Origin of the sequence: Sinomonas sp. R1AF57 (assembly GCF_002224485.1) — a bacterium.
GTDB classification, from domain to species: Bacteria; Actinomycetota; Actinomycetes; order Actinomycetales; family Micrococcaceae; genus Sinomonas; species Sinomonas flava.
Map to the genome: position 1 here is coordinate 344,352 of NZ_CP022463.1, position 22,843 is coordinate 367,194.

Genomic DNA, 22,843 nt, shown 5'->3' on the forward strand with positions numbered 1-22,843 from the left:
GCGCGCGGCTTCAGCCCCGTGTGAGCTGGTGCGCGAACTCGAGGAGCATCCAGGCCTGCAGCTGGGTCGAGAGCTCCACTCCGCGGCCTTCTGGATAGGCGTCCGACGCCGGCCGGCCGGGGTGCATCGGAAACGTCCGGACGGTGCGCCCCTGCCCATCGGTCCGCTCCTCGGCACCGGCCCACACCGCCTGCGCTGTATCGATGACGAGCCGCCGCGCCGTGAAGCGGGCCTCCGCCGGAAGCCCGCTGCTTACCGCAGCGACCGTCAGGTAGCGGGCGAGGATGCCCATGAAGAGGCCTCCGTCGCCGTCGCCGTTGGCCTGGAGCACGCGGGTTTCGCCGAGGGGCAGCGTGAGCCGCCGGTCCACGGCCTCGACGAGGTCGGCCGCCCGCCCGATGTTCGCGCTGCCGCCGAGCTCGAGGAGGGCCCCCAGCACGGGCCCCTGGTTGTAGGTCCACACATCCTTCACGAGGGTGGTGGACCCGTCGCGGGACATCCGCAGGCCGTCGAGGTACAGGCCCTGCTCGGGGTCCAGGAGGCGGGCGTTGAGCCAGTCGACGAGGCGCTGGGCGCGCTCGCGGTCGCCTGCCCGGGCGAAGTGCAGGGCCGCGGGCGCGGTCGCGGGCGTGTTCTTGAAGTCCCGCTTCATGTTCCAGAAGAGGCCGCCCTCGAGATCGTCGGTGTTGGCCGAGGCGAGCTGGGCGCCGAGGACGCGCGCGGCGTTGCGGGCGGACCGGATGCCCCGCTCGTCGACCCTCTGGGTGAGGAACTCGGCGCGCCCGGCGGCGAGGGCGAGCCAGGCCATATCGTCGTAGAAGGCATTCCGGTACTGGAGGAAGTTCCTGATCCTGATGGTGCGCAGGAGTGCCCGGGCGAGGCGGAGCTCACGGGGCTCCCGGGGCTCCGACGGCCCTGCCCCTGTTGCGGGGCCCTGTCCCTGCGTTGCGGGGTCCTGTCCCTGCCGGGCAGGGCCGCCCCTCTGCGGCGCAGGGCCACCGAGCTTCCGCCAGGAGGCGTCCACGAGGCAGTCCAGATAGTGGGCCTGCCACCAGTAGTGCCAGGGATCCCACGGGAGCGCGACGCGCCGGGGCCGGACAACGGATCCGATCCACGTTCCCGGGGCGAAGCCCAGGAGGCGATGGCCGAATCCCTCGTTGACGCTGTCCGCGGCAATCTGGGCACGGCGGGCCCATTCGGCCGGACTTGTCTGGTCTCCACGCGCCTGGTCCATGCGATTCACCCTAGCGAGGCGGGTCGGGCTGGCGTAGGACGTGACCCGCCTCACGCGCTCGGCTAGGATGGCGTCCGGTTAGCCACGATTAACTCGGTGCATCGATGCGGAGGGCCCATGGAGCTTCAGGGAGCGAGCGCGCTCATCACCGGCGGGGCCTCGGGTCTCGGTGCCGCGACGGCGCGGCGCCTGCACGCCTCAGGGGCCGCCGTCGTGCTCCTCGACCTTCCCGGGAGCGCCGGCGAGGCCCTCGCCGCCGAACTCGGCAACCGCGCCGCCTTCGTGCCCGCCGACGTGACCGACGAGGAGCAGGTGCGTGCCGCCGTCGTGCGTGCGGGTGAGCTGGGGCCGCTGCGGGTCGTGGTGAACTGCGCCGGGATTGCGACGCCCGGCAAGGTGCTGGGGCGCGACGGCGTGCTGCCGCTGGCGCAGTTCGAGCGCGTGGTGCGGGTGAACCTGATCGGAACGTTCAACGTCATCCGGCTGGCGGCCGATGCGATGGCGGCAACCGAGCTGGTGGAGACCACGCTGGGCGGCCCCGAGCGCGGGGTCATTGTGAACACGGCGTCCGTCGCGGCGTTCGACGGCCAGATCGGCCAGCCCGCCTACTCCGCGTCGAAGGGGGCTGTGCATGCCATGACGCTGCCGATCGCGCGCGAGCTGGCACGGCACCTCATCCGCGTCGTCACGATCGCCCCGGGCATCTTCGAGACGCCCATGATGGCCGGGCTATCCCAGGAGGCCCAGGATTCGCTCGGGAAGCAGGTCCCGCACCCGGCCCGGCTGGGGCGGCCCGCCGAGTACGCGAACCTTGTGGCCCACATCGTGGACAATGCCATGCTCAACGGTGAGACGATCCGGCTCGACGGCGCGATCCGGATGGCGCCCAAGTAGGACGCCCCGTCCTTGCGCGCGAGGTCACCCCGTGTGCGCGCGAGGTCACCCCGTGTGGGCGCGAGGTCACCCCGAAGGGGGTGATGTCGGCGCCACAGGGGGTGATGTCGGCGCCACACGGAGGTGACTTCGGCGCCACAGGAGGTGACTTCGGCGGGCTGGCCGCGCGGCTCACGCCCCGTCGGGCATCTTCTCACCGGCCTCGACCGCGAGGTCCAGCGAGTTGCCCCGCACCGGCATCGGGCACGTCCCGTACGGGGTGAACGCGCTCGGGTAGTTGATGGCGCGGTTGAAGTCCACGATGACCGTCCCGTCGGGGCGGGGCGCCGCAGTGGTGACCTTGCGCCAGTCGTCGGTGGTGCGGCCGTTGGTCTCGTCGTGGAACGTGATGGTCAGGTCCTTGAGGCGGCCCTGCTCGGCTTGGAGCCGGTACTCGTGCCCGTGGCGGCTGAAGACCACCTCCCCGGCGGAGACGTGAACCCCGTCCACGAGCGGGTTGGCCGTGGAGATCGGGACCTCGCGCGGCTCGGGGTACGGCTCCCACCGCGCCTCCATGACCCACTCCGGCGCGTATGGGAACACCGGGACACCGCGGAATCCGGTGCGGGCGGGCGCCGCCGAGTCGCGCGTCCTGATCGCGTACCGGCCGCCGCGCATCGCGAGCTCGACGACGATCGTCCCGTAGCGCACCCAGTTCAGCGACTCGTCCTCGCTCAGGTGCGCGCTGAAGGTCCCGTCCACGGGAATGCCTTCCTCGTCGAACACGAGGCCCTCGTCCGAACGGGCGGTGAGGACCGCCGCCTCGACGCCGGTGGACTCGTCCGTGTGCCAGAGGCCGGGCACGAGCTCGACCGCTGAGGGCTCCGGAGTGAGCCACTGGAACGAGGTCAGCGTGAGCCAGCCGTGCTCCTCGGCGAGCGCCGCGTTGCGGTTGTCGCGGAAGCGCTGCCAACGGGCCAGCTGGGCGTCGTCGGGGGTCTCAGTCATGGTCCCGACAATGCCACGGGAACCGGCGTGCTTCCAGACCGGCTCAGGCGTGGCGGGTCTCGAGGATGGCGACGACGCCGAAGGCCCCCAGCGCCGTGCCTGTCACCCGGTCGATCCACTTGCGGAACTGGGCCCCGTTGAGCCACCTGCTGAAGAACTGTGCGGCTGCGACGATCGCGACGAACCACACGATGGCCTCGATGTTCGCCACGACGGAGAGCAGCAGCCCCATCCACACCGCCGGCACGCCCGGGACGAGGAACTGCGGGATCACTGCGATGCAGAACATGCCGTACTTGGGGTTGAGGATGTTGGACACGAAGCCCTTCGCCCACGTGCGGCGCAGCGGCTCGAGGCTGTGCTGCGGGAGAGCGCCCGGCGGCAGGTCGGCGTCGTGCCTCGCGAACGAGGCGCGCCAGAGGCCCACGGCGAGCCACAGCATGTACGCCGCGCCGGCGAGTCGCAGGACGTCGTACGCGACCGTCGACACGGTCAGCAGCGCCGAGACCCCGGTCGCCGCCGCGGCGCCCCATACGAAGGCCCCCGAGATCATCCCCAGCGCCGCCGTGTAGGCATGGCGGCGGCCTTGGCTGAGCGTGTAGCGCAGCACGAGCGCCGTGTCCGTGCCGGGCAGGACCGTGATGAGCGCGGCGATCGCCGCGAAGCCGAGCAGGGATTCCGTGAGGGTCACCGGTCAAGGATACGTGGGGCGCGCCGGCGCACGACGTCGGTGCTCCCGCCGCCGCTCGTCGCGCGGCGGCTACCGCTCGGCGCATGGAGTGTAACGCCGGTCACAGGGGGCGTGAATACTGGCGCCTACATGCTCTTCGGCGCGTTCACCATCAAGGTGCCGCCGCCCGGCTGGGCTCCTGCCGGCTTCGACCCGGCGTCCGTGCGGTCCCACGAGCTCATCACGACCGCCAATGTGACGGCAGCGAACGCGATCAAGACCAGCCAGTTCTGGCTCCTCTGGACCGCCCTGTTCTGCAACGTGAGCGCGGGCATCGGCATCCTCGAACAGGCCGCGCCGATGATCCAGGACTTCTTCCGCCAGCCGGACGGGAAGTCGCTCGTCGCCGCGTCCGTGGCGGGCGGGTTCGTGGGTCTCCTCTCGATCGGCAACATGGCCGGCCGCTTCGCCTGGTCCGCGACCTCGGATGTGATCGGCCGCAAGCGCGTGTACATGGGCTACCTGGGCGTCGGAACGGTCCTGTACCTGCTCCTGGCGTTCGCGGGCCACACGGCCACGGCGCTCTTCGTGCTGTTCGCGTTCGTCATCATCTCGTTCTACGGCGGCGGGTTCTCGACCGCCCCGGCCTACCTGCGCGACCTCTTCGGCACCCTCGAGGTGGGTGCCATCCACGGCCGGCTCCTGACGGCGTGGTCCGCGGCCGGCGTCGTGGGCCCGCTCATCGTCAACGCGGTGCTCGACGCCCAGGGGACACCCGGGAAGCTCACAGCGGGGGCGTACCAGCCGGCCCTGCTCATCATGGTCGCCCTGCTGGTGGTCGGGTTCATCGCGAACCTCCTCATCCGCCCGGTCGATCCGAAGTTCCACGAGCCCAGTGAACCCGTCGCCGCCGGCGCGGAGAAGGAGAGCTGACATGAAGACCGCACGACTCGCTCTGGGCTGGATCCTCGTAGGAGTTCCGCTGCTCTACGGGATCGCCACGACCCTCATGAAGGCCTCTGCCCTCTTCGGCTGACCCGGGGGCCGACCGCCGGCCCGACCGGGCCCGACGGCGGCGCGGTAGCGTGGGCTCATGCCCTCCTACCGCGCCGTCCTTCAGATCACGGGCCTGCGCCCGGGCAACCCACCGGAGCGGGTCATGGACGCGGCGCGCGGGGCGCTGGCCTCCATGCACCACGTCGAGGCCGACCAGATAGACATCGTCCGCGGCGTGCCGCAGATCACCCTCCGCTTCCTCGTCGAGGCCGAGAATGACAGCGACGAGGTCGCCGCCGCCCGCCGGGCCGCCCTCGCGGTGCAGGACGCCGTCGAGGACGTCGCGACGACCGGACGCCTCCAGGTCCTGCGCCGGTCGCGGGGGCGCTGGGTGCCCCTCGGCCTCTAGGGCCGCCTCGGACCCTCAGCCGCGCATTTCTACACAACTCACGGCGCTTCGGGGCCGTTCTCGGGCGGAATGGGCTCTGGATGATGCAGTTCTGCACGGTGCTTGCCCCGCCGATGCCGCGCCGCCACGACCGCGGCGACCGTGAGGCCCACCGCGACCCCCACTCCAGTGCCGATCACGGCGCTCGTCCAGAAGGGGAGCCCTGTGGCACGTCCGGTCACGTATCCGAGCGCGACGTGCCACAGAGACCACAGGAGGCCTCCGATGGCTGCGGCGCCCGCGAATCGCCGCATCGGGACCTCGCCCACACCGGCTGTGGCGCTCGCGGCGAGGCGCCCCCCGGCGAGGAAGCGGACGCCGATGATCGCCCCGTAGGTCGACGATGCCCCGAACCTCTCGACCACGCGCCGCACTGTCCGGTGCGTCTGCCGGCCCCAGCCGGTGCGGTCGAGGAAGCCGGTCATGCGGTGCCGGAAGAGCAGGTACACCCCGATGTCGGACAGCCACGAGCCCAGCGTGCCGAGCAGCACGAGCACGACGGCGTTCATCCGCCCCTCCACGGCGAGGCTGCCCGCCGCTACGAGCGCGACCTCCGACGGGACCGGCGGGATGAAGCCGTCCAGCACTACCAGCACGGTGAGCCAGACGAGCACCCAGGGGCCCGAGAGCCCGTCGGCGAGAGCTGGGTCCACTCAGCCCACCTCGCGCAGCGCTGTCCGGAACGCGGCCGCCATCTCCGGCCCGAACAGGACGAATTCGACGACCTCCACGCCGCCGGCGTCCGCCGTCAGGACGCTTCCGACAGCCGTCGAGGCGACAACCCTGCGGTCCCACCCGTAGATGCCCGCCGAGATCGCGGGGAAGGCCACTGATGCGGCGCCCAGGTCAGCTGCCACCGCAAGGCTCTCGGAGAAGCAGGACGCGAGGAGGGCCTGGTCGCGCTCGCCGGCGTGCCAGTTCGGCCCCACGGTGTGGATGACCCACCGGGCCGCGAGCCGGTACCCCGGCGTGGCGACGGCGGCCCCGACCGGGAGGCCTTGCGGCAGCCGGCCGCGGCGCAGCTCCCGGCAGGCCTCGAGAAGCTCCGGCCCGGCTGCACGGTGGATGGCGCCGTCCACCCCGCCGCCGCCGAGCAGCGAGGAGTTCGCCGCGTTGACGATCGCGTCGACGTCCCGCTTCGTGATGTCGCCCTCGACGATCTCGATCCGCATAGGTCCAGTGTGCGCCAGGACCCCGCAACGCGGCGGCAGGGACCCCGCAACGGTCAGGCCGGGGCCTCCTGCAGGGTCAGCCGGCTGCGGAACTCGACGTCCTGCCCGGAGATCGGGTCCCGGAAGCTGATGCCGCGGGCCAGCAGCTGCAGCGGCCGCGTGTAGTCGTCGGGCGCCTTGTCCAGGAGCACCGGATAGAAGGGGTCATGCATGATCCCAACCCCGAGGCCGGCCATGTGCACCCGCAGCTGGTGCGTCTTGCCCGTGTGCGGCTCGAGCCGGAACAGCGCCCGCGGCGAGTCGTCCGGGCCGCCGACCCGCTCGAGCGTCACGCGCGTCTCGGCATTCGGTTCGCCGTCCACCACCGAGGCCAGGAGGTAGTCCCGGCTCTTCACCATCCTGTTGCGCACGACGGCGGGCGCGGCGAACCGCTCGGCCGCCCACGCGGCGTCGTGCGTACCAACAGCAGGGGAGAGCGCGGAAGGTTCCAACGCAGAGACGCACTCGTATTCTTTCTGCACGGCGCGCCGCTCGAAGAGCACCTGGTACTTCCCGCGCGTTTCCGGGTTCACGGAGAACAGCAGCACCCCGGCGGTCATGCGGTCGAGGCGGTGCATGGGGATGAGGTCCGGCAGCGCGAGCTGGTTCCGCAGCCGCACGAGTGCCGACTCCTGGATGTACGTCCCGCCTGGGGTGGTCGGCAGGAAGTGGGGCTTGTCCGCGACGAGCACGTGCTCGTCCCGGTGGAGCACCGAGATCTCGACCGGGAGGCGCTCCTCGGCGGGGAGGGTGCGGTAGTACCAGATGAACGTGTGCTCCTCGAGCGGGGTGCCCCGGTGCAGGGGCGAGCCGTCCATCCCGACGATCTCGCCGCCGTCGAACCTCTCGAGGATGCCCTCGGGGTCGATGTGGCCCCACCGGTGGAGCATGTAGTCCAGCGCGGTCTCCCACGGCCCCTCCGCGGGCAGCCGCAGCCGGGTGGCGTTGACGCCGTCGCGCACAGGGAGAGGGGATTTCATCACCATTCAAGGGTATCCTCGCGCTGGAACCCTAGCTTCTGGAGTGCCATGCCTGCGCCCGCCGATGCCCTTGATGCCGCCTCTGCGGCAGACACAGCCCCCGCCGCGGAGCCGGCGGCGGAGCTGCGAGCCGACGTCCGCCGCGTCTCGACGCTGCTGGGCGAATCGCTCGTGCGCCAGCACGGCCCCGGGCTCCTGCGCCTCGTGGAGGAGGTGCGCCTCCTGACCAAGGAGTCCAAGGAGGCCGCGCGCGGCGGCGCGGGGGCGCTCGGGCCGTGGAACGCGGCCGACGTCGCCGCCCAGGTCCGCGAGCTCCTCGCCTCCCTGCCGCTCGACGAGGCGACCGAGCTGGTCCGCGCCTTCGCGTTCTACTTCCACCTGGCCAACGCGGCGGAGCAGCTGCACCGGGTGCGCGAGCTCAGGGACGTCGCGGACGACGCCGGGTGGCTGGCCGCCGCTGTCCGCGACATCGCGGCCCAGGGCGGGGCGGAGGCCCTGCAGCGGACCGTCGACTCCCTCGACGTGCGTCCCGTCTTCACGGCGCACCCGACGGAGGCGACCCGCCGATCCGTCCTGGACAAGCTGCGCGCGATCGACCGCATCCTCGAGGTCCCTTCCGAGGAGGGAACCGCCCTGCGGCGCCGCCAGGACCGCCACCTCGCGGAGATCATCGACCAGATGTGGCAGACCGACGAGGTGCGCCTGGTCAGCCCCGCGCCCTTGGACGAGGCGCGCAACGCCGTCTACTACCTCGGCGAGATCTTCGCCCGCGCCCTGCCCGAGGTCCTCGACGACCTCGCAGACCTCCTCGCCGAGCACGGCGTCACCCTCCCTCCGGGTCGGGCGACCCTGCGGTTCGGCTCCTGGATCGGCGGTGACCGGGACGGCAACCCCAACGTCACCCCGGACGTCACGCGGGAGATCCTGGGGCTGCAGAACCAGACGGCGGTCCGGATCGCGGTAGGGATCGTCGACGAGCTCATCAGCTCCCTGTCCAACTCCACCGACCTCACCTCCGTGGGACCGGAGCTCGAGGAGTCGATCCGGACCGATCTGGCCAGGCTGCCGTCGCTGGATCCACGCGTGCTCGAGCTCAACGCGCACGAGCCCTACCGGCTCAAGCTCACGTGCATCAAGGCCAAGCTTCTCAACACTGGCCGGCGCGTCGCCTCGGGCTCCGCGCACGAGCCCGGCCGCGACTATGTCAACACCGAGCAGCTCGCGGCCGACTTCGACGTGATCGAGCGCTCGCTGCGTGCCCACTCGCCGCTCGCGGCCGACGGCGTGCTGGGCAGCGCACGCCGGGTCCTCGCCTCGTGCGGGCTCCACCTCGCGACTCTGGATATCCGCGAGCACGCCGACTACCACCACGAGGCCGTGGGGCTGCTGCTCGATCCCCTGGCCGAGCTGCCGCGCCCGTACCTCGAGCTCTCGCGCGAGGAGCGCCAGGGTGTTCTGAGCCGGGAGCTTGCCTCGCGGCGGCCGCTCACAGGGCACCCCGTGATGCTCCCCGGGCACGCGGGCAGGGTCTACGAGACGATGCGCGTGATCCGGCAGGCCCGGAGGCGTCTGGGGCCGGACGTCATCGAGACCTACATCGTGTCCGTGACCCGGGGTCCCGACGACGTGCTGGCCGCCGCGCTGCTGGCGCGGGAGGCCGGGCTCGTGCGGATCTTCGGGGAGGAGCCGTACGCCCACATCGGGTTCGCGCCGCTGCTGGAGACGCTCGACGAGCTGCGCGAGGCCGCCCAGATCGTGGACGCCCTCCTGGCCGACCCGGCGTACCGGGAGCTCGTCCGGCTGCGGGGGGACCTCCAGGAGGTCATGCTGGGGTACTCGGACTCCAACATGGAGTCCGGCGTGTTCACGAGCCAGTGGGAGATCCACAAGGCTCAGCGGGCCCTGCGCGACGTCGCGGCCCGGCACGGGGTGCGACTGCGGCTCTTCCACGGGCGCGGCGGCTCAGTGGGCCGGGGCGGCGGCCCGACCCACGAGGCGATCATGGCCCAGCCCAACGGCGTGCTCGAGGGGGAGATCAAGTTCACCGAGCAGGGCGAGGTGATCAGCGACAAGTACTCGCTGCCGGGGCTGGCGCGGGACAACCTCGCGCTCTCCCTCGCCGCCGTCATGCGCGCCACCGCGCTCCACCGGGACCCGCACACCGCCCTCGGGGACCGCGAGCGGTTCAGCGCCCTCATGGATCTCGTCTCCGAGGCGGCGTTCGCGCGGTACCGGACCCTGATCGATGACCCCGACCTTCCGGCCTACTTCATGGCCTCGACGCCGGTCGAGCTCCTCGAGCAGCTCAACATCGGCTCGCGGCCCGCGCGCCGGCCCGACTCCCACACGGCGTCCGACGGGCTGCCGGGGCTCGAGGGGATGCGGGCCATCACCTGGGTGTTCGGGTGGACGCAGTCGAGGCAGATCGTCCCCGGGTGGTTCGGGGTCGGCTCCGGGCTGCGGGCCGCGCGGGAGGCCGGGAAGGGCAGCGAGCTGCGGGAGATGTTCGAGCGCTGGCCGATCTTCGGCTCGGTGATCTCGAACGTCGAGATGACGCTGGCCAAGACCGACCTCGAGATCGCGTCCCACTACGTCTCGACCCTCGTCCCGGCGAAGCTGCACCGGTTCTTCGACGCGATCCGGGCCGAGTACGAGCTCACCGTGGCGGAGGTCCGCCGCCTCGCACGGGAGACCGAGCTGCTCGACACGGCGCCGACCCTCAAGCGGACCCTCGAGATCCGCGACCAGTACCTCGACCCCATCAGCTACCTCCAGGTCGAGCTGCTGCGCCGCATCCGCTCGGGCGCGCGGGGCGGGGACGTCCGGGGCAGGGACGTCCCGGACGGCGAGGCCGCGGACAAGCTGCAGCGCGCCCTCCTGATCACGATCAACGGGGTCGCGGCGGGCCTGCGCAACACTGGATAGGGGGCGCGCCGGGGCCGGGGGCCGCTCAGGATGCCGTGCGCGGCGCGGGGACCAAGGGCCTTCACCTCGGCCAGCGGTGCGCGGCATGCTGGAAGGGGCGGACCGACCGGGCCCGCCGCGAGAAAGGGAAACGCAATGTCAGAGCTGGCCAGGTGGTTCGACAATCGCAGGACGCCGTTCGAGCTGATCGAGAGGCTCTTCGAGGGCGATGCCGCCCAGGCTGGTGGCATCAAGGTCGAGGAGGTCCGCGACGGCGACTCGCTCGTGGTCCGGGCCGAGCTCCCCGGGATCGACCCGGAGAAGGACGTCGACGTGAGCATCAGGGACGGCGCACTCCACATCCGCGCGTTCCGGGAGGAGAGGTCCGAGCAGAAGGAGAAGGACTCCTACCGCTCCGAATTCCGCTACGGCTCCTTCTCCCGGACCCTGCCCCTGCCGGAGGGCGCGACGGCGGACGACGTCACCGCCTCGTACAAGGACGGCGTCCTCGAGGTGAGGGTCCCTGTCCCGTCCCAGCCGCCGACCCCGCCGCCGGCCAAGATCCAGGTGACGCGGGGCTGACGCCGGGGCAGCAGCCGCTGGAGGGGGACTTGTCTCGGGTACAGACAAGTCCCCCTCCCGCGTTCTCGGGTACGCCAGCAGTCGCCGCCCGACGTTTCGGGTGCGCCACAATCCGCTGGGGGGCGTTCCGGGTACGCGGACACGGGTACGCAGCGCAGCTGCCTCGGACCGCCGTCTCTGCCCGGGACCGCACGCACGACGCCGGCGGGCCGGGCGCCGCCGTGGGGCACCCGCCGTCGTGCGTACCGGAGATGGTGTGGAGGTGCATTTCGCGTACCCGAGATGGTGTGGGGGCGTGTTTGGCGTACCCGAGATGGGGTGGGGAGCCAGATCCCCCCATCTGACACCTGGCTCCCCTCCTGACGGCGCTGGCCTGTGCTGCCCCTCCCTCAGGGGCGCTCCGCGCCGCCTGGGTCTCCTTCGGCCCTGCCCTCCGCCGCAGCGATGATGGGCACGGTCCTCAGGAAGCTGTCGGGGTTGAGGGAGATCGAGTCGATGCCCTCGCCCACGAGGAACTCGGCGAAGTCCGGGTGGTTGCTCGGCCCCTGCCCGCAGATCCCGATGGGGATGCCCGAGGCATGGGCCTTGCGGATGGCCTCGGCGATCATGACGGTCACGGCCTCCTCGCGCTCGTCGAAGAGGGCGGCCAGCCGCTCCGAGTCGCGGTCCACGCCGAGGACGAGCTGCGTGAGGTCGTTGGAGCCGATGGAGAACCCGTCGAAGCGCTCGGCGAACTGCTCGGCCAGCACCACGTTGGAGGGGATCTCGCACATCATGTAGACCTTGAGCCCGTTCTCCCCGCGGGCCAGGCCGTGCTCGGCCATCGCGGCGAGCACGGCGTCCGCCTCCGCCGGCGTCCGGCAGAACGGCACCATCACGACGACGTTGGCGAACCCGAGCTCCTCGCGCGCCTTCTTCAAGGCCCGGCACTCGAGGGCGAAGCCCTCCCGGTAGCGGTCGTCGTGGTAGCGCGAGGCGCCGCGGAAGCCGAGCATGGGGTTCTCCTCGGCCTCCTCGAACGCCGCGCCGCCGAGCAGGTTCGCGTACTCGTTGGTCTTGAAGTCGCTCAGGCGCACGATGGCCGGGCCGGGATGGAACGGCGCGGCGATCTTCGCGATGCCCGTCGCGAGCCGGTCCACGAAGTACTCGGTCGGGTCGGCGTAGCCGCGTGTGAGCTCCGCGATGGCCTCGCGGTCGGCCGGATCGGTGACGCGCTCCGGGTGCACGAGTGCCATCGGGTGCACGCGGATGAGGTTGCTGATGATGAACTCCATCCGCGCGAGCCCCACGCCGGCGGCGGGCAGGCGCCACCAGCGGAACGCGGCGGAGGGGTCCGCGAGGTTCACCATGATCCGGGTCCGCGTCTCGGACAGTGCCCCCGTGTCGGCCTCCTCGACGGTGAACGGGATGAGGCCGCCGAGGACGAGCCCCTCGGCGCCCTGCGCGCACGAGACGGTGACCGGTTCGCCGTCGGTGATCGCCGCCGTGCCGTGGACCGTGCCCACGACGGCGGGCACGCCGAGTTCGCGGCTCACGATCGCCGCGTGGCTCGTGGGGCCGCCATGGTCCGTGACGATCCCGGACGCGCGCTTCATGATCGGCACCCAGTCGGGATCGGTCATGGTGGTGACGAGGACGGCGCCGTCCCGGAACGACCCGATCTCGGAGGGGTCGGAGATGATGCACGCCTCGCCGGAGGCGATGGCGTCCCCGATCGCCGCGCCGCGGGCCAGGACCGGACCCGTGCCCGTGAGGTGGTGGATCTGGAAGGCCGAGGCGCTGCGGCGGGCCTGGACGGTCTCGGGGCGCGCCTGGACCATGAACAGCTCGCCGGTCAGGCCGTCCTTGGCCCACTCCATGTCCATGGGCCGCCCGTAGTGCTCCTGCACGGCGACGGCCCAGCGGGCGAGCGTGAGGATCTCGTCGTCGCCGAGCACGAAGGATTCGCGTTCCCGGCGGGACGTCTGCAGCAGGCGTGTCCCGGAGCCGCTGCGGGCGAAGACGAGCTTGCGCTCCTTCGCGCCGGCGCTCCTGCCGATGATGGGCCGCAGCCCCGGTTCGGCGAGCAGGGGAGAGAACACCTCGTACGCGTCCGGGTTCACCGACCCCTGCACGACCGTCTCGCCGAGCCCCCACGCGGCGCTGATCTCCACCACCCGGGGGAACCCGGACTCGGTGTCCAGGGTGAACATGACCCCGGAGCCGGCCAGGTCCGAGCGCACCATGCGCTGGACGCCGATGGAGAGGGCGACGTCGAGGTGGTCGATCCCCCGGAGCTCCCGGTAGCTGATGGCCCGGTCGGTGAAGAGGGAGGCGAAGCAGCGCCGGCACGCGTCGAGCAGGGCCCGCTCGCCGGTGACGTTCAGGAAGGTCTCCTGCTGTCCCGCGAAGCTCGCCTCGGGCAGGTCCTCGGCCGTCGCGCTGCTGCGCACGGCCACCGCGGGCGCGTCCTGGCCGAGGCGTTCGGCGAGCCGGCGGTACGAGGAGGTGATCGCCGTCGTGAGCCGCTCGGGGAAGGTGCCCGCGAGGAAGAGTTCGCGGACCGCGGAGCCGGTCTGCGACAGGGTGGCCTGCCCTGCGCGGAAGGCGGCGAGGAGGGTCGAGAGCGAGCCGCCGATCCCGTTGGCCTCGACGTACAGGCGGTAGGCGGCCGAGGTCGTCGCGAAGCCCTCGGGGACGGCGACCCCGGCGGCCAGCAGGTGGCGGGTGAGTTCGCCGAGCGAGGCGTTCTTCCCTCCCACGCGGGGTACGTCGCCGATCCCGACGTCCTCGAAGTCGAGGACCAGTTCCGTCTCGGGGCGGGCCGGGGCGCTCATCGCGCTCAGACCGCCGCGAAGAGGGCGACGACGGCGGTCCGCACCCGCGCGCACGCCTCGGCGGTGACGCGGCAGTGCGGGTAGGCGCCGGCGTGGACGCGGCAGGCATCTTCGCACAGGGCGCTGAGGTCGTCGAGCGCGCGCAGGACGGAGGCGGGGGTGGGGCCGAAGTCGGAACCGAAGCGTGAGAGGATCTGTGCGCTCGCCGAACAGATCGCCGCGCAGTTCTGCTGCGCCCGCATCGCCTGGCGCAGGGCGGTGACCTCGGGCTCCTCAAGGCACGCGTCGGCTCCCGTGGTGCATGCCTGGGCGCACGTGAGCGCCGCGTCGATGCACTCGCTCAGGGCGGTGCGGTGGGACTCCCCCATGTCCGGCGCGGCAGGGTGCACAACGAGTGCCTGACGGGAATGCGACATGAGGGGCCTCCTGATCCATGACGGGGCAGGAGCGCACTCGGCAGCGATCCCGCCCACCTCTCCCATCCTTTCGGCCCCTGAGGAACAGCGGGAGAGTCTTTGGTCCCCGGAGTGTTCGCTTGAAAGAGCAAACGTGTGTGTTTGAGAGTGGTTGGAGGGTGCCGGCGTAGGCATACTGAAACGTGGGAGGCAACGTGGACGCAGCTGCTGACGGTGAGCCGGGCTCGATCTTCCCGGCGACCGCTGCGAGCAGGATCGAGGACCTGCTCAAGCAGTTCGTGTCGCGGGCCCACGAACTGCTCGAGACGCAGGAGCGCATGCGCGGCCTGCTCTCCGCCGTCGTGTCCATCGCCGAGGACCTCACCCTCGAGGCGGTCCTGGACCGGGTGGTGAACTCCGCCCGGGAGCTGGTCGGGGCGAAGTACGCCGCACTCGGGGTCCTCGCCCCGGATGGGACGTCGCTGAGCCACTTCGTGACAGTCGGCATGGATCCGGAGACGGTCGAGAGGATCGGGCCCCGTCCCACCGGGCACGGCGTCCTGGGTCTCCTGATCCACGAGCCGCACCCCATCCGGCTCCACGACCTCGGAACCCACTCGGACTCGTACGGCTTCCCGCGCCACCACCCGCCCATGAGGACCTTCCTGGGCGTGCCCATCCGCGTGCGCGATGAGGTGTTCGGCAACCTCTACCTCACTGAGAAGGCGGACGGGGAGGACTTCAACGCCGAGGACGAGGACCTCGTCGTGGCGCTCGCCGCGGCGGCCGGCGTGGCCATCGAGAATGCCCGGCTCTTCGCCGACACGGAGCGGCGGCAGCGGTGGCGCGAGGCGAGCATGGACGTGGCCGGCGAGGTGCTGGGGATGGACGACCCGCGCGCGGGCCTGGACCTCGTGGCCGAGCAGGCGCTCGAGCTGTCCGACTCGGCTCTCGTGGCCATCGCCCGTCCGTGGCGCGAGGGCGCGGAGGTCGAGTGGGCGGTCGTGGCGGGCCCGGCGTCCGGTGCCTTCGGCGAGGTGGCCCGTGCGGGCGCCGTCGCGCTCGCCGCGGAGGCCCTCGCGAGCGGCAAGCCGATACTGTCCGAGGGGCAGGGGGTGTTCGGGGTCGCCGACAGCGGCATCCGGCAGGTCCTCGTGGTGCCCGGGAGCCAGGACGTCGCCGCGATGGTCCTGGGCAGGGCCGCCGACGCGCCGCCCTTCCCGGCCGCCGACGTCGAGATGGCCTCCGTCTACTGCGCCTACACGTCCCTGGCCCTGCAGGTGGCCCGCTCGCACAAGCTCCGCGAGGAGCTGCTCGTCTTCACCGACCGGGACCGGATCGCCAGGGACCTCCACGACGTGGTCATCCAGCGGCTCTTCGCCGCCGGGCTGAGCCTCCAGGGCCTGAGGCGCTTCATGCCCGTCGGCTCGGCGCACGAGAAGATCGACTCGATCACCGCCGAGCTCGACGAGACGATCGCGGCGGTTCGCACCACGATCTACTCGCTCAACGAGGCCCGGCGCAAGGACAGTCTGAGCGCGCGGCTCGTCCAGGTCGTCCAGGACGGCACGGGTTCCTTCCCCACGGCGCCGAAGGTCGAGCTCTACGGCCCCATCGACACGGCCGTGCCCGCGGAGGTCGCCGGGCAGGCGCTCGCCGTGCTCACGGAGGGGGTCTCCAACGTGGTGCGGCACGCGAACGCCGACTCGCTGCGGGTCAGCGCTGCGGTGGCCGCCGGGCGGTTCGAGCTCGTGGTGGCCGACGACGGCGACGGGCTGGGCGAGGTGACGCGCCGGAGCGGGCTGAAGAACGTCGAGCAGCGCGCGGAGGCGCTCGGTGGGACCTGCGAGGTCGGGCCCTCGGACGACGGCGGGACCCGCCTCCGCTGGGCAGTGCCCCTCTCCGGCTAGCTGCCCGAGCGGTTGCGGGCGATGAACAGCGCGGCCTGGGTGCGGCGCTCGTAGCCGAGCTTGGCCAGCAGCGACGACACGTAGTTCTTGACGGTCTTCTCGGCCAGGAAGAGGTGCTCGCCGATCTCGCGGTTCGTCATGCCCTGCCCGATGAGCTCGAGGACCCGGCGCTCCTGCGGGCTCAGCAGGTCCAACCGGGGGTCGGTCGGCTTCTCGATGGTGGATAGGCCCGCGAGGGCCTTCTCCTTCACTGCCGGCTCGAAGAGGGATTCGCCCCGGGCGGCGCGCCGGAGGGCGGTGATGAGCTCCGTGCCGCGGATCTCCTTGAGGACATAGCCGTTGGCGCCGGCCAGGATCGCCCCTCGGAGCGACTGCTCATCGTCGTAGCTCGTGAGCATGACGCACGAGAGGGTGGGGTCGACCGTGTGGACGTCCCGGCAGACCTCGATCCCGGTCCCGTCGGGAAGGCGGACGTCGAGCACCGACACGTCGGGGTGCAGCGCCGGGATGCGGCGGGTGGCCTCGGCCGCTGTCCCGGAGGTGCCGACCACCTCGAATCCCTCGCCCTCCAGGAGCTCCTGGAGGCCCCGGCGGACCAGTTCGTGGTCATCGAGGATGAAGACTGTGAGCGGTTTCGCGCCGGCACTCCCACTCGCTGTCTCGTGGTGCACGGAGTGCTCCTCCCTGATCGGCTGTCCCCAGATGATCCATTCTGGGCTACGTGGGGGAGGGCGGCTAGGGACTTAGTGCCGTGCGTGTCGGGGACTCAGGCAGGCGTGGCGGCGGCTCCCCTCGCCGGGCGCCGGTGCACCGCGGAGCCCGTGAGCCTGCGCCCGGCGAACGCGAGCCAGACGGGCCAGGCGAGGTACGCGGCGCCTCCGACCGCCCCGCCGAGTGCGAGCAGGGCCGTCTGCAGGGCCGGGGCGCCTGACGCCGCGAGGCCCGCCCAGACTACGGGCACGGCCACGAGCATGCCGGCCCCGATCGCCCGGCCTGCCAGGGCCAGGCGCCGCGGGTACGGGGGCCGGCCGGACAGCCTGTGGTTCGCGAGCATGGTCCAGACGGCCTGGGTGACGATGCCCGCGACCGAGACCACCGTCGACGGAGCGAAGCCGATCAGGCCGAGCGACAGCAGCACCCCGCTCGCGGCGGCCCCGGCGGAAGCGGTCACCGTTGCCCCGAGAGCCGCCCTGCTCCATGGCCCGGCAGTGAGCCGCCGGTGGATCTGGACGATGACGGGGATGGAGGCGGCGAAGAACAGGCCGCCGGTGAAGTCGTTCACGGCGCCGAAGACGTATGGGCCGCCGCGGGGGACCTCGACGGCATACATCACTCCGAGGGCAGCCGCTGCAACTGCGCCAAGCCCCGCGGCGGTGTAGCCGGCGAGGCCCGCAGACGCGTCGCCGGGGAGGCTCCCGAGCGGGGCGGGCGCCGGGGGGAGTGGTGTCGTCGACATGGCTGCTCCTTGACTGGTCTGGGCCCCGAGGGGCTGCTGCCTCCCAGCCGGTAGCTGATCCAAGGGTACGCCGGGTCGACCCGCAGGCCCCGGCGGATACGTTTTCCTTGACAAGATAAATTGTCGGATGCACGCTGGAAGCGTGCAGGACATCGTGGTGATCGAGGACGCTGCCGCAGCGGCCGCCAGTCTGGACCCCCTAAGGGCGAGACTCCTGCGGGAGCTGGCCTCGCCGTCGTCGGCCGCCGGGCTCGCCGCGAAGGTGGGCCTGCCGCGGCAGAAGGTCAACTACCACCTGCGCTCCCTCGAGGAGCACGGGCTCGTGGCCCTCGTGGAGGAGCGGCGCAAGGGCAACGTCATGGAGCGCGTGCTCCAGGCCACCGCCGCATCATACGTCATCTCGCCCGCCGCGCTCTCGGTGGTCCAGCCGGACCCGGCCCACGTGCGGGACCGCTTCAGTGCCTACTGGCTGCTGGCCCTCGCCTCCCGCATGGTGCGGGAGGTCGGCCGGCTGCTCGCCGGGGCTGTCGCGGCGAAGCAGCAGCTGTCCACCTACGCGGTCGACGGCGAGATCACCTTCGCGTCCGCGGCGTCCCGGGCGGCGTTCGCGGCGGAGCTCGGCGCCGAGGTGGCGCGCCTCGCCGCGAAGTACCACGAGCCGTCGGCGCCAGGGGGGCGGCGGCACCGCCTCGTCGTCGCCCTCCATCCCGCGCTCAGGGAAGACCGCCCTCCCGCCGGCCCGGAACCCCATCAGCCCCCACCAGCCAAGGAAGTGCAGCCATGACCGAGCAGCATCCCTTCGAGATCGTGCAGGACGTGGTGATCGGCGCCTCGCCCGAGCAGATCTGGAAGGCCGTCACCGAGGACACCGCCGCCTGGATGTTCCCCCTCCAGGACCTCTACCCCCACAGACGGCTCACCGAGGACTACCCGAAGCACATCGTGCAGCGCATGGAGGGCCCCGACGGCTGGTACAACCAGCTCGAGCATGTCCTGACGCCCGGGCCCGACGGGACGCACCTGCACTACGTGCACTCGAGCGTGCTCACCGACAACTGGGAGCAGGAGTACGACGGCGCCCTCAGGCACACCGCGTTCTACCTCCACACGCTCGGCGAGTACCTCGCGCACTTCGACGGCCGCCCGGTCGTGTTCGTGGACGTCCAGGGGCCCGACGGGGCAACCGCCCCGGACGCGTTCGACCGCTTCCTCGCCGCGTTCGCCCTCACGGGCGTGATCCAGGGCGAGAAGAAGGACCTGGACCTCCCCGGGCTCGGGCCGGTCGAGGCCACCGTGGACTACGCGAACGAGTACTTCCTCGGGCTGCGCACGGACGAGGCGATGGTCCGCGTCTTCGGCCGCAACCTCTTCGGGGACCGTCTGGGCCTCACGGTCCACGACTTCTCGCTCGGCACCGCGCCCGACGCCGCGCGCTCGGCCCGCGCCGAGCAGCACGCCCAGGCGTGGGGCGAGTACCTCGGGACGCTCTACCCCTAGCCCCGTTGCGGGGTCATGTTCCTGCGTTGAGGGGTCATGTCCCTGCCGTCAGGCCGTCTTCAGCGCAGCGAGCGTCTCGAACCGGAGGCCGCGTGTCACGAGGGCCGGCAGGGACTTCGCGAAGCCGGCGGCCGTCCCCGAGCCGGGGCGGTTCATGTGGCCGATCGCGATGTCGCCGGCCTTGAGCCCCGCGAGCTGGGTGGCGACCTGGGCCGCCGTGAAGGTCGCGCCGGCGTCGGCGTTGACGCTGAAGTTCACCGGGATGTTCCCGAGGGAGCGGCAGATCCGCACGGCGACGTCGTCCATGTGCGCCGTCCCTGCGCGGAACCACGGGATGTCGCGCTGGAGCTCCTGCTCGAGCGCGTCCCGGCTGGCGCGCACCTCCTCGACGACCTCGGCGATGTTCGCCGTGCCCGGGATCCCGTACGCCGCCCGGCCCTTCACCGAGAGGGGCAGGTGCCGCGACCCGTGGTTGCCGATCGCGAAGAGCGGATCCGCGGCCAGCTCGTGCGCGAGCGCCCTGTTCGCGGCCACCCAGCGCGTGTTGAGGAACAGGGTCGCGGGGACCTTGGCGGAGCGCAGCGCCGCGATGAGCTGCGAGTCGATCCCCGCCCCCTGGGGCCCGCCGCACGCGTCGAAGGTCAGGGCGGTGCCAGTGGTTCCCGTGCGCAGCACCGTCCCGGTGACTTCGAGGCCCCACTCGCGCGGGACGTCGGCGCCGAAGCGCGCCTGCATCTCGGCGGCCGACGGCGCGGCGGGGCGCGTGGGCGTGGCGGTCGCCGTGGCGCTGGGCGTGGGTAGGGCGGTGTCGGTGGCCGGCGGCTCCGGGGGGAGCGCGGCGTCCGGCGTCGCGTCGCAGGCCGCGAGGGAGGGGGCGGCGAGGCCGAGGGCGGCCGCGAGGACCGTCCGACGGGACGGGCTGGGCATGCGGAAGCCGCGCGGTACTGCGGTGGACACGGGTGATCTCCTGGCTGGGCTGCAGCGAGAGTGTACCCCGGCGAAGGAAACGGCCGGTGCCGGCGAGAGGCGGTCGACTTTCCATGACGCGGCAACCGTTCGGACTGCGCGCGTAGAGTGTGGCCCGTGAGCGTGACTGTCGCCTCCGGGCGCCCAGACCTGACCGCCGCCGCGGCCGCTGCCCGGCCCGCCGACGCCGTCCTCGCCGACCTCGCCTCCGGCCCCGCCGGCCTCTCCGAGGAGGAGGCCGCGCGCCGCCTCGCAGAGGGGGCGAACGTCCTCGAGGCGCGGCGGGTGAGCTGGTTCCACGTGCTGGTCCGCCAGTTCGCGAGCCCCCTCCAGGGGCTCCTCGTCGCGGCCGCCGCGCTGTCCTTCGCCACCGAAGACCGCGTCAACGCCCTCATCATCCTCGCGATCCTGCTCGGCAGCGCGCTCCTCGGATTCGTCAACGAGTACCGCGCGGAGAAGACCGCCGCGGACCTCCACGGCCGCATCTCCCACACCGCAGTCGTGCTGCGCGGCGGAACGGAACGGCCGGTGCCTGTGCGCGAGCTCGTACCGGGCGACGTCATACGCGTGGGCCTCGGCGCCATCGTCCCCGCGGACGCCCGGCTCCTCGAAGCCGAGGGCCTCGAGGCGGACGAGGGCGTGCTCACGGGCGAGTCCGCCGCCGTCGACAAGGCCGTTGAGCCCGTTCCCGAGGGGACGAACCTCGCCGAGCTTTCCTCGTGCATCCTCATGGGCACGGTGGTCCACGCAGGCTCGTGCCGCGCCGTCGTCGTCGCGACCGGCCGCCGCACCGAGTTCGGGCGGATCGCGGCCGGTCTCGCGCAGGGCCTGCCCGAGACCTCGTTCCAGCGCGGGCTCAAGGAGTTCTCGCTCATGCTCCTGTGGGTCGGGCTGTCCCTGACCGCGGGGATCCTCGTCATCAACCTGCTCCTGCAGAGGCCCTTCCTCGAGTCCGTCCTGTTCTCGCTCGCGATCGCGGTGGGCATCACGCCGCAGCTGCTGCCCGCCGTCGTGAGCACCTCGCTCGCCGCGGGCTCGCGGCTGCTGGCCAAGCGGGGCGTGCTCGTCAAGCGGCTCCTCGCGATCGAGGACCTCGGCAACCTCGACGTCCTCATCACGGACAAGACCGGCACCCTCACCGAGGGAAGGATCGGCTTCGAGGAGGCGGTCCCGTCCGCGGGGCTCGGCTCGGACGACGGCGCGCGGCGGCTCGCTGAGCTCGCGCTCCTGTGCTGCGAGGTGGATCCCGCAGAGCCGGGTGCGACAGGTGCCGGCCAGAACCCGGTGGACGCGGCGCTCTGGGAGGCGTTCCCGGACCTTCCCGCGCGTTTGGCGGGGCACCGGCGGCTGTCACTGCGGCCCTTCGACCACGAGAGCCGGACCATGGAGACGGCCGTCGCCGGACCCGGCGGAGCGGTGCGCATCGTCAAGGGCGCGCCGGAGGCCGTCCTGGAGGCCTGTGCCGGCGTCACCGACGCCGACCGCGCGGCGCTCGAGTCCCTGTTCCGGCGCGGCGCACGCGTGGTCGCCGTCGCAAGCGGCCCCGCGCAGGCGACCGGGGCCGGCTGCGCGCACGACGCCGCGGGGCAGCTCGCGCTCGCCGGGTACCTGAGCTTCATCGACCGGCCCAAGGGGGACGCGCGGGCGTCCCTCGCCCGGCTCGCCGGCCTCGGGGTCGAGGTCAAGATCGCCACGGGGGACAACGCCCTCGTGGCCGAGCACGTGACCTCCGTGCTGCGCATGTCCCCGGGGACCGTGCTCACCGGGGCTGAGGTCGAGGCGATGGACGACGACACGCTCGCGGCCGCCGCCGCCGGAGCCCGGACCTTCGCGCGGGTCTCGCCCGAGCAGAAGGCCCGCATCGTCAAGGTCCTGCGCCGCGCGCATTCGGTGGGGTTCCTCGGCGACGGCGTCAATGACGCGCTCGCGCTCAACCGGGCCGATGTCGGGATCTCCGTCGACTCGGCGACGGACGTCGCGAAGGATGCCGCCGACGTCGTGCTCCTCGAGAAGGACCTCGGCGTGCTCGCAGACGGGGTGATGGGCGGCCGGCGCATCTTCGCCAACACCATCAAGTACCTGCTCATGGGCACGAGCAGCAACTTCGGCAACATGTTCTCCGCCGCGGCCGCGAGCGCCTTCCTCGCGTTCCTGCCGATGCTGCCCGGGCAGATCCTGCTCAACAACCTGCTCTACGACTCGAGCCAGCTCGCCATCCCCACCGACCGGGTCGACAAGGAGCAGCTGCGGAAGCCAGCGCACTGGGACATCCGGGCGATCCGGCGCTTCATGCTCGTGTTCGGGCCCATCTCGTCACTGTTCGACTTCGCGACCTTCGGGCTCATGCTGTGGGTCTTCCAGGCCGCTCCGGAAGAGTTCCGGGCCGGCTGGTTCGTCGAGTCGCTCGCGACGCAGACGCTCATCGTCTTCGCGATCCGCACCCGGCGCATCCCGTTCCTGCGCAGCCGTGCCTCCGTCGCGCTGACCGCGAGCGTCCTTGCCATCGTGGCCATCGGTGCGGTCATCCCGTACACCCCGATCGGGGCGGTCATCGGGTTCTGGCCCCTCCCGGCCGACTTCTTCCTGGCGCTGGTCGGGATGGTGATCCTGTACCTCGTGCTCGTCGAGACCGCCAAGCACTTCTACTACCGCGCGGCAGATGCCAGGGCGGTGCGGGAGGCGCCCTCACGCGCCCAGGAGCGCGCCGAGGCGCGCGTCGCGGTGGGCCTGCACCACGGGCGGGCCCGGGTGCACCGCCGTGCTGCCCCGTTCCTCGTGCACACCGGCAAGGCGAAGGTGCGGCGGCCGCCGGGGCACGGGGTCTCAGCCGGCCGCCGGTAGGCGCCTGCCCCGTCCACCCCACGAGCCGCAATTGTCGAGTAACAGCGGGTGCCGGG

Annotated in this window: 19 protein-coding genes and 1 pseudogene; 9 read left to right on the forward strand and 11 right to left on the reverse strand. The window is 72.1% G+C overall.

From position 1 onward, the window contains the following. Nucleotides 1–10 precede the first annotated feature (10 nt). Nucleotides 11–1,234 carry a glycoside hydrolase family 76 protein gene (locus CGQ25_RS01710; protein WP_208711528.1) on the reverse strand — a complete coding sequence of 408 codons (1,224 nt, stop codon included), beginning with the start codon at nucleotides 1,232–1,234 and terminating at the stop codon, nucleotides 11–13. 117 nt (nucleotides 1,235–1,351) lie between these two features. Between CGQ25_RS01710 and CGQ25_RS01715 the strand changes: the two genes are divergently transcribed. Further along, nucleotides 1,352–2,128, forward strand: coding sequence for a 3-hydroxyacyl-CoA dehydrogenase (locus CGQ25_RS01715; RefSeq protein WP_208711529.1), 777 nt, complete (start codon nucleotides 1,352–1,354; stop codon nucleotides 2,126–2,128). Nucleotides 2,129–2,299: 171 nt separating this feature from the next. On the opposite strand, the gene CGQ25_RS01720 is transcribed toward CGQ25_RS01715, so the two are convergent. Further along, nucleotides 2,300–3,115 carry a DUF1684 domain-containing protein gene (locus tag CGQ25_RS01720; protein ID WP_208711530.1) on the reverse strand — a complete coding sequence of 272 codons (816 nt, stop codon included), beginning with the start codon at nucleotides 3,113–3,115 and terminating at the stop codon, nucleotides 2,300–2,302. Nucleotides 3,116–3,158: 43 nt separating this feature from the next. Continuing rightward, entirely contained in the window at nucleotides 3,159–3,806 is a 648-nt protein-coding gene (locus CGQ25_RS01725; RefSeq protein ID WP_255405498.1) for a LysE family translocator, read from the reverse strand. A gap of 123 nt (nucleotides 3,807–3,929) precedes the next feature. On the opposite strand from CGQ25_RS01725, the pseudogene CGQ25_RS01730 reads away from it, so the two are divergent. Continuing rightward, a pseudogene (locus CGQ25_RS01730) lies at nucleotides 3,930–4,718 on the forward strand (MFS transporter); the annotation flags it as partial. A 160-nt stretch (nucleotides 4,719–4,878) separates the two neighbouring features. Then, nucleotides 4,879–5,190, forward strand: a complete 312-nt coding sequence (locus tag CGQ25_RS01735; protein ID WP_208711533.1) for a hypothetical protein — start codon at nucleotides 4,879–4,881, stop codon at nucleotides 5,188–5,190. Nucleotides 5,191–5,228: 38 nt separating this feature from the next. On the opposite strand, the gene CGQ25_RS01740 is transcribed toward CGQ25_RS01735, so the two are convergent. The 3 genes from CGQ25_RS01740 to CGQ25_RS01750 are packed head-to-tail and all read right to left on the reverse strand — an operon-like array spanning nucleotide 5,229 to nucleotide 7,420. Then, nucleotides 5,229–5,882: a DedA family protein gene (locus tag CGQ25_RS01740; RefSeq protein ID WP_208711534.1), complete on the reverse strand. Its 654-nt coding sequence runs from the start codon at nucleotides 5,880–5,882 to the stop codon at nucleotides 5,229–5,231. Beyond that, the gene (locus tag CGQ25_RS01745) at nucleotides 5,883–6,401 is read right to left on the reverse strand and encodes an O-acetyl-ADP-ribose deacetylase (protein ID WP_208711535.1); all 519 of its coding nucleotides are present in this window, start codon (nucleotides 6,399–6,401) and stop codon (nucleotides 5,883–5,885) included. 53 nt (nucleotides 6,402–6,454) lie between these two features. Continuing rightward, entirely contained in the window at nucleotides 6,455–7,420 is a 966-nt protein-coding gene (locus tag CGQ25_RS01750) for a pseudouridine synthase (protein WP_208711536.1), read from the reverse strand. 48 nt (nucleotides 7,421–7,468) lie between these two features. Between CGQ25_RS01750 and ppc the strand changes: the two genes are divergently transcribed. Both ppc and CGQ25_RS01760 read left to right on the forward strand, forming a co-directional pair. Next, on the forward strand, nucleotides 7,469–10,345 hold the full coding sequence (gene ppc / locus CGQ25_RS01755; protein ID WP_208711537.1) for a phosphoenolpyruvate carboxylase: 2,877 nt from the start codon (nucleotides 7,469–7,471) through the stop codon (nucleotides 10,343–10,345). A 135-nt stretch (nucleotides 10,346–10,480) separates the two neighbouring features. Continuing rightward, nucleotides 10,481–10,906 (forward strand): Hsp20/alpha crystallin family protein, encoded by a 426-nt coding sequence (locus tag CGQ25_RS01760; RefSeq protein ID WP_208711538.1) that lies wholly within the window; start codon nucleotides 10,481–10,483, stop codon nucleotides 10,904–10,906. Nucleotides 10,907–11,295: 389 nt separating this feature from the next. On the opposite strand, the gene ppsA is transcribed toward CGQ25_RS01760, so the two are convergent. Together ppsA and CGQ25_RS01770 are read right to left on the reverse strand one after the other, a co-directional pair. Beyond that, the gene (gene ppsA, locus CGQ25_RS01765) at nucleotides 11,296–13,722 is read right to left on the reverse strand and encodes a phosphoenolpyruvate synthase (RefSeq protein WP_208711539.1); all 2,427 of its coding nucleotides are present in this window, start codon (nucleotides 13,720–13,722) and stop codon (nucleotides 11,296–11,298) included. A 5-nt stretch (nucleotides 13,723–13,727) separates the two neighbouring features. Further along, nucleotides 13,728–14,138 (reverse strand): four-helix bundle copper-binding protein, encoded by a 411-nt coding sequence (locus CGQ25_RS01770; protein ID WP_208711540.1) that lies wholly within the window; start codon nucleotides 14,136–14,138, stop codon nucleotides 13,728–13,730. Nucleotides 14,139–14,332: 194 nt separating this feature from the next. Here CGQ25_RS01770 and CGQ25_RS01775 point away from each other — a divergent pair, with 194 nt between their 5' ends. Next, nucleotides 14,333–16,027 carry a GAF domain-containing sensor histidine kinase gene (locus CGQ25_RS01775; RefSeq protein ID WP_255405500.1) on the forward strand — a complete coding sequence of 565 codons (1,695 nt, stop codon included), beginning with the start codon at nucleotides 14,333–14,335 and terminating at the stop codon, nucleotides 16,025–16,027. Here CGQ25_RS01775 and CGQ25_RS01780 read toward each other — a convergent pair. Both CGQ25_RS01780 and CGQ25_RS01785 read right to left on the reverse strand, forming a co-directional pair. Beyond that, nucleotides 16,024–16,698, reverse strand: a complete 675-nt coding sequence (locus CGQ25_RS01780) for a response regulator transcription factor (protein WP_208711541.1) — start codon at nucleotides 16,696–16,698, stop codon at nucleotides 16,024–16,026. The two genes, CGQ25_RS01775 and CGQ25_RS01780, sit on opposite strands and share 4 nt — an antisense overlap. Nucleotides 16,699–16,793: 95 nt before the next feature. Then, entirely contained in the window at nucleotides 16,794–17,483 is a 690-nt protein-coding gene (locus tag CGQ25_RS01785; RefSeq protein WP_208711542.1) for a hypothetical protein, read from the reverse strand. Between the two features lie 142 nt (nucleotides 17,484–17,625). On the opposite strand from CGQ25_RS01785, the gene CGQ25_RS01790 reads away from it, so the two are divergent. Together CGQ25_RS01790 and CGQ25_RS01795 are read left to right on the forward strand one after the other, a co-directional pair. Further along, on the forward strand, nucleotides 17,626–18,267 hold the full coding sequence (locus tag CGQ25_RS01790) for a helix-turn-helix domain-containing protein (RefSeq protein WP_208712812.1): 642 nt from the start codon (nucleotides 17,626–17,628) through the stop codon (nucleotides 18,265–18,267). After that, nucleotides 18,264–18,980 (forward strand): SRPBCC domain-containing protein, encoded by a 717-nt coding sequence (locus tag CGQ25_RS01795; protein ID WP_208711543.1) that lies wholly within the window; start codon nucleotides 18,264–18,266, stop codon nucleotides 18,978–18,980. Before CGQ25_RS01790 ends, CGQ25_RS01795 begins: the two co-directional genes overlap by 4 nt. A 48-nt stretch (nucleotides 18,981–19,028) precedes the next feature. Here the strand turns inward: CGQ25_RS01795 and CGQ25_RS01800 are convergent, their stop codons facing one another. Then, entirely contained in the window at nucleotides 19,029–19,937 is a 909-nt protein-coding gene (locus CGQ25_RS01800) for a polysaccharide deacetylase family protein (RefSeq protein ID WP_255405501.1), read from the reverse strand. A 126-nt stretch (nucleotides 19,938–20,063) separates the two neighbouring features. On the opposite strand from CGQ25_RS01800, the gene mgtA reads away from it, so the two are divergent. Continuing rightward, nucleotides 20,064–22,787, forward strand: a complete 2,724-nt coding sequence (gene mgtA / locus CGQ25_RS01805) for a magnesium-translocating P-type ATPase (RefSeq protein WP_208711544.1) — start codon at nucleotides 20,064–20,066, stop codon at nucleotides 22,785–22,787. The last annotated feature ends 56 nt before the right edge of the window (nucleotides 22,788–22,843 follow it).